Raw genomic sequence first — 6218 nt, forward strand, 5'->3', positions numbered from 1 at the left:
GAAAGGGCCAGCGCCCTATGCCGCGATTGGCCCGTCATGGCAATGGCGACGATATCGCGCGCAGGATTTCAGGGAATAAGTTGCGTTTCGACACTTGCCGGGGGCGTCGCCATGTGCATTATGCTGCAACGCACAACAAAACTCTCCTCCCTTCTCCAAGGCTAGATCATGAGCGAAACCCGGCTCACCCTGATGGAAGCGATCGCGCGCAAGCGCGTCGTGACCGCACAATATAACGGCCAGCAAATGAAGCTGGCGCCGCACCAGATGTTCGAACGCCGCGGCGACCTGTTCGTCAGCGCGCTCAACCTCGACAAGAATTGGCGGTCCGACGACGAACGGCGGCTCGGCCATTTCAAACTCGACGGACTGGTTGCCCCGGCGATCATCGACGCCGAATTCGACCCCCTCCCCTCGTTCGAAGCCGCCGCGCCGCAAAGCGACGACACGTTGCTCCTCGCGATCTGAGCGCGGGGCCCACGCCAAATTGGCGTGGATTGCCGATTGAGCACACCGTGGCTATGGGGTCGCCGAACGCCAGCCATCGGATGAACGATCATGAAGAACATTTGTCCCCGCACTGTTTTTGCATGGATTCTTGTTTCGCTCGCGATCGCATTTCCATCGCTCACTGGGGCGCAGGAAGCCAAGAGCAGGCTCGTGATTCTGGGCGTCGACCATGCCGCCCAACTCGTTGCCGAGCGGGACCAGCCCGGCATTTACCCCGCCTATTTCGATCTTCTCAAGCCTGCGGCGATTTGCATCGAAAGACCGCCGGAGCAGGCGTCTCGTCAGGATTTTTATGAATTCACCTATGAGGTTCAGGGGATCATCCTGCCCTATGCGACCGACCGGGGCATCGAATTATGTCCGATCGACTGGATGCCCCCAATCGACGACCAGCTATTGGGCTTTGGCATCGATCTCGACACCCCGCTTGAAATACGGCGCCCGCAAGGATTTCAGGGTTTCCTGACGTTTCCCGATGCCAAAATGTTGGATTGGGACTTTTTCGCCGCCGAAAAGCCCGAAACCTTGGCTCCCGCGAAAAAATGGGCGGCGGAGCCCGCGCCGCGCGCCGATCGCGACCTGCCACGCCGCCTCTATCTTTATCGCACTTACATGCAGGCGCAGCGGATTCGCGCCATTGCGCACAAGAGGCGCGGCCAAACCGTTCTTGTCGTTGTCGGCCATTTCCACAAACCCGATATCGAAGCGATCCTGCAGCATGATCCCGCGATCGAACTGGTACCCGCCACCAGCGTTGGTCGGCCGACCGACGCAGCGGTGCGCGCTGCAACCACCGCGGAACATCGCGGCGCGATCCTCGCGTTCAACCTGCTCGGAATGCAGGCGGCGACGGGCAACGTGAACTGGGGTTGGATCGAGCGCGTACTCACCGATTTTGCCGGAGCAACAACTTCACCCGAAGCGAAGCTGTTCCAGACGCGGTACGCAGTGCTGACAGGAAAACTGTCGCTTGCCGATGCCGTGCGGCGTTACGAGTTGATCGCCAACGACGCTGCGGCAGCGGTGCCTTTTACCTGGAATGGCGTCAAGGATCGGTCGCGGATCGATTCGTTCTTCGACCCCTTTGGCAATCTCGATGTGCGGCAACGCGCCCGCGTCGAATTGGCGCGGACGCTGTTTGCGCAGGGTCAGGCACGCCGGGCAGAGCAGGCACTCGCGCCCCTCACCACCGATCTGTCACCGCGAAAGGCGCTACAGCTTCACGGCTATGCTCGGCTGCTGCAGCCGTCGCCGAAGTCCGAAAAGGCTCCCTGACGCGCATTGCGTCACGCAATCTCGGGGGTCGCCAAACGACTCCACTCGCGGCTATAGCCGCAGCATGACTTCCATCTCGGCCACCGAAACCGCGACGATCGAGCGCGCCGCCGATGCGCCGATGCTGGCGCAGGTCGAACGCTGGGCCGCCATCAACAGCGGGACCGGCAACCTTGTGGGCCTGAAAAGTGTCGCGGGCCAGCTCGCCGACGCCTTTGCATCGCTGCCCGGCGACATCCGCCTGATCACCCCCGACCCGATCGAAAGCGTCGACGCCGCGGGGCAGATCAGGACGACGCAGCGCGGCGACCATCTGCACCTGCGCGTGCGGCCCGAAGCGCCGGTCCAGCTCCTCTTCACCGGCCATATGGACACGGTGTTCGCAGTCGATCACCCCTTCCAGTCGCTGCAATGGCGCGAGCCCGGTGTCCTCAACGGCCCCGGCACCGCCGACATGAAGGCGGGGATTTCGGTGATCCTGGCCGCACTCACCGCGCTCCAAGCCTCGCCGCTCGCGAACCGCGTCGGCTATGACGTGATGATCAACAGCGACGAGGAAACCGGCAGCCACGCGTCCGCGGCGCTGATCGCCGAACTGGCGAAGGGCAAGACCGCGGCATTGACCTATGAACCCGCGCTGCCCGACGGCACGCTCGCGGGCGCGCGGCCGGGCAGCGGCAATTTCTCGGTCATCGTCCACGGCCTGTCGGCGCATGCGGGGCGCAATCCCGACGACGGTCGCAACGCGCTGCTCGCCGCTGCCGACCTCGCGCTGCGGCTCTCGGCGCTGAAATCGCCCGATCTCAAGGTCAATCCCGCAAAGATCGACGGCGGCGGCCCGAACAATGTCGTCCCCGATCAGGCGATCCTGCGCGTCAACCTGAGGCCTTCGACGCCGGAGGTGATGATCGAGGCCGAAGCCGCGCTGCGCGCTGCCGTCGCCGCGGTGTCGCGCGAGCATGACGTCCATTGCCACATCCACGGCAATTTCAACCGTCCACCCAAGCCGCTCGACGCCGCGGCGACGCGATTGTTCGAACTGGTCCGCGATTGCGGCACGGCGCTTGGCTTGCCACCGATCCGCTGGAACGCGACGGGCGGCGTGTGCGACGGCAATAATATCGCGGCGTGCGGCATTCCCGTGGTCGATACCATGGGGCCGCGCGGCGGCGCGATCCATTCATCCGATGAGTTTCTGATCGTCGACAGCCTTGCCGAACGCGCGCAGCTGTCGGCGCTCGCCATAACCAGAATAGCGGAACGGGGGACTGTGTGAATTATGTGATCCGGGCGGCCAAACCGGGCGACCTGCAAAGCATTTACGAGATGGCGAAGCTGACCGGCGGCGGTTTCACCAATCTGCCCCCCGACAAAAAGGCGCTGCGCGCCAAGCTCGAGCGCGCCGAGGCCAGTTTCGCGTCCGAAAAGGAATATCCCGCCGACGAGCTTTACCTGATGATGCTCGAGGATCTAGACAGCGGCGAGGTGCGCGGTACCTGCCAGATTTTCGGTCAGGTCGGCCAGCGCTGGCCCTTTTACTCGTACCGTATCGGCACCGACAGCAAGCATAGCGAACAATTGGGACGCACCTTTCACGCGCAGGTGCTGATGCTCAGCAACGATCTCAATGGCGCATCCGAGGTGGGCGGGCTGTTCCTGCACCCCGCCGCGCGCGCGGGCGGGCTCGGGCTGCTCCTCGCACGCTCGCGCTATCTGTTCATCGCGCGTCACCGCGCGCGTTTTGGCGACCGTATCCTCGCCGAGCTGCGCGGGGTGATCGACGAAGCCGGCGGATCGCCCTTCTGGGACGGCGTTGCGGGCAAGTTCTTCGGGATGAATTTCCAGGAAGCCGACCAGTTCAACGCCGTCCATGGCAACCAGTTCATCGCCGACCTGATGCCCAAGCATCCGGTCTATATCGCGATGCTCGGCGAACATGCGCGGAGCGTGATCGGCGTCCCCCACCCCACCGGCCGCGCCGCGATGCGGATGCTGGAAAATGAAGGCTTTGCGTTCGAAAATTATGTCGACATCTTTGACGGCGGCCCGACGATGACCGCGCGCACCGACCAGGTGGCGAGCATCCGCGACGCGAAGCATGTCGAGGTCACCGGCATTGGCGAGGGCGGCGAGGACGCGCTGATTGCGACCGGTCGTCTCGCCGATTTTCGTTGCTGTTTCGGCAAGGTGGGTACGGACGGGTCGATCGACGCGGGCGCGGCGCGCATCCTGCGCGTCGGCAAGGGCGATCAGATCAGCTGGATCGGACGCTGACCGATGCTGACCGAAATCAATTTCGACGGGATCATCGGCCCCAGCCACAATTATGCGGGGCTCAGCCGCGGCAACATCGCTTCGGCGTCGAACGCGGGTGACGTGTCGCAGCCGCGCGCAGCGGCGTTGCAGGGCATCGACAAGATGCGCCACAATCTGGCGCTCGGCCTGCCGCAGGGCTTTTTCATGCCGCTCGATCGCCCCGACACACGCTGGCTGGAAACGCTAGGCACGACCGAAGAAGGCGCCGAGGCCCACCTTCGCGCGCAGGCCTGGTCGGCGTCGTCGATGTGGGCGGCGAATGCCGCGACCGTCTCGCCCGCCCCCGACAGCGCCGACGGCAAATGCCATCTGACCGTCGCCAACCTCGTCACCATGCCGCACCGCAGCCACGAATGGCCGGGGACGCTGGCGCAGCTGCGGCTGGCCTTCGCGAACCCGGCCTTTGCGGTCCACGCGCCGATCCCTGCGCCCTTTGGCGACGAGGGCGCGGCAAACCATATGCGGCTGTGCAGCGGGCACGACGCCGCGGGCGTCGAAATCTTCGTCTATGGGTTGAGCGGCGGCCGCTTTCCCGCGCGCCAGCATCTCGACGCATCGAAAGCGATCGCGCGTCACCATCGGCTCGATCCCGCGCGCACGCTGTTCATTCGCCAGTCGGACACCGCGATCCAGGGCGGCGCCTTTCACAACGACGTTGTCGCGGTGGCGAACGAGCATGTGCTGTTCACCCACGAAACCGCGTTCGAGGATCGCGAGGCCGCGCACGCCGAAATTCGCGCCGCCTTTCCCGCCGTCGAGATCGTCGAAGTGCCGACCAGCGCGGTGACGCTGCCCGACGCGATCAAATCCTATCTGTTCAACGCCCAGCTCGTCAGCCTGCCCGAAGGCGGCATGGGGCTGGTGCTGCCGACCGAGGCGCAGGATACACCCGCGGTGTGGACGTGGCTGGAGGCGCATGTCGCGGGGAATGGCCCGATCCGCAAACTGCTGCCGGTCAACGTCCGCCAGTCGATGGCGAACGGCGGCGGCCCCGCTTGCCTGCGGCTGCGCATCGTCGCCGACCCTGCGACGGTCGATCCGCGCTTTATCGCCGACGCGGCGAAGCTCGACCGGATCGCCGCGGTGGTCGCGAAGCATTGGCCCGAAGCGATCGCGCCGGGCGACCTGGCGTCCGCAACGCTGGCGGGCGAGGTTCGCAAGGCGCGCGCCGCGCTGCTCGAAGCGCTCGACCTCAGCATATTGGCCTGACCTGTGAAAATGCGCGAACTGATCGGCACGGCGCTGGTCCCGGGCGGCGACGAACTGCGGCTGTTTCGGCGCGGCGATGATTTCATCATCGCGGTCGAGGGCAATGAGCTCATGAGCAGCCGGATGAGCGGTTCGGAAGAAGCGCTGGCGACGATGACCTGCGACCGGCTACGCAGCACCGATGGCGCACACCTGCTCATCGGCGGCTATGGCATGGGCTTTACGCTGCGCGCCGCGCTGGCGACGCTGGGGCCGGACGCAAGGATCACCGTCGCCGAACTGGTTCCCGGAATCATCGATTGGGCGCGCGGACCGATGGCCGACCTTGCCGCCGGCTGCCTCGACGATCCGCGGGTCGAGCTTGTCCTGCATGACGTCGCGACCGTGATCGGGTCGGCGACGCGCCGTTACGATGCGATCCTGCTCGACGTTGACAATGGCCCCGACGCCCTGACGCGGGCCGCCAACGACCAGATCTACTCGTCGACCGGGTTGGCGATGGCCAGAGCGGCGCTGCGCCCCGGGGGCATATTGGCGATATGGTCAGCGGCGCCCGATCCGCGCTTTACGCGCCGTTTGAGCGCCGCGGGCTTTGCGGTCGAAGAGGTCGGTGTGCGCGCGCGCAGCAACGGCAAGGGTCCGCGCCATATGATCTGGTTTGCACGGGCGGGTTAGGTGTTTGCGACGCGGTGGGTGGCGAACGACTGAAGACGGACCTTGCCGATCCTCCCCCACCGGGGGAGGGGGACCACCCGAAGGGTGGTGGAGGGGTACCGGCGGTTTACGCAGCGCTGGGCTGGAAGCGCCAAACTTTCGTGGACCATAGCAGTGGAGCACCGGTTCGGCGGCAAAGTAGACCGACGGTGCCCCTCCACCAGCTTCGCTGGTCCCCCTCCCCGTTCCGGGGA

General features: G+C 65.3%; 6 protein-coding genes. All 6 read left to right on the plus strand.

From position 1 onward, the window contains the following. Positions 1-168: 168 nt before the first annotated feature. The 6 genes from FFS18_RS14895 (at position 169) to FFS18_RS14920 (ending at position 5985) form a co-directional block, all read left to right on the plus strand. Positions 169-468, plus strand: coding sequence for a WYL domain-containing protein (locus FFS18_RS14895; protein WP_120216883.1), 300 nt, complete (start codon positions 169-171; stop codon positions 466-468). Positions 469-660: 192 nt separating this feature from the next. Then, entirely contained in the window at positions 661-1785 is a 1125-nt protein-coding gene (locus FFS18_RS14900; RefSeq protein ID WP_212743055.1) for a hypothetical protein, read from the plus strand. A gap of 64 nt (positions 1786-1849) precedes the next feature. Beyond that, the gene (locus tag FFS18_RS14905) at positions 1850-3061 is read left to right on the plus strand and encodes a hydrolase (RefSeq protein ID WP_137871431.1); all 1212 of its coding nucleotides are present in this window, start codon (positions 1850-1852) and stop codon (positions 3059-3061) included. Continuing rightward, complete coding sequence (locus FFS18_RS14910; RefSeq protein ID WP_137871432.1) at positions 3058-4059, plus strand: arginine N-succinyltransferase; 1002 nt, start codon at positions 3058-3060, stop codon at positions 4057-4059. Before FFS18_RS14905 ends, FFS18_RS14910 begins: the two co-directional genes overlap by 4 nt. Positions 4060-4062: 3 nt before the next feature. Continuing rightward, complete coding sequence (locus FFS18_RS14915; protein ID WP_137871433.1) at positions 4063-5310, plus strand: N-succinylarginine dihydrolase; 1248 nt, start codon at positions 4063-4065, stop codon at positions 5308-5310. A gap of 3 nt (positions 5311-5313) precedes the next feature. Beyond that, positions 5314-5985 (plus strand): spermidine synthase, encoded by a 672-nt coding sequence (locus tag FFS18_RS14920; protein WP_137871434.1) that lies wholly within the window; start codon positions 5314-5316, stop codon positions 5983-5985. Positions 5986-6218 lie beyond the last annotated feature (233 nt).

The organism is Sphingopyxis sp. 2PD, assembly GCF_005503695.1.
GTDB lineage: Bacteria > Pseudomonadota > Alphaproteobacteria > Sphingomonadales > Sphingomonadaceae > Sphingopyxis.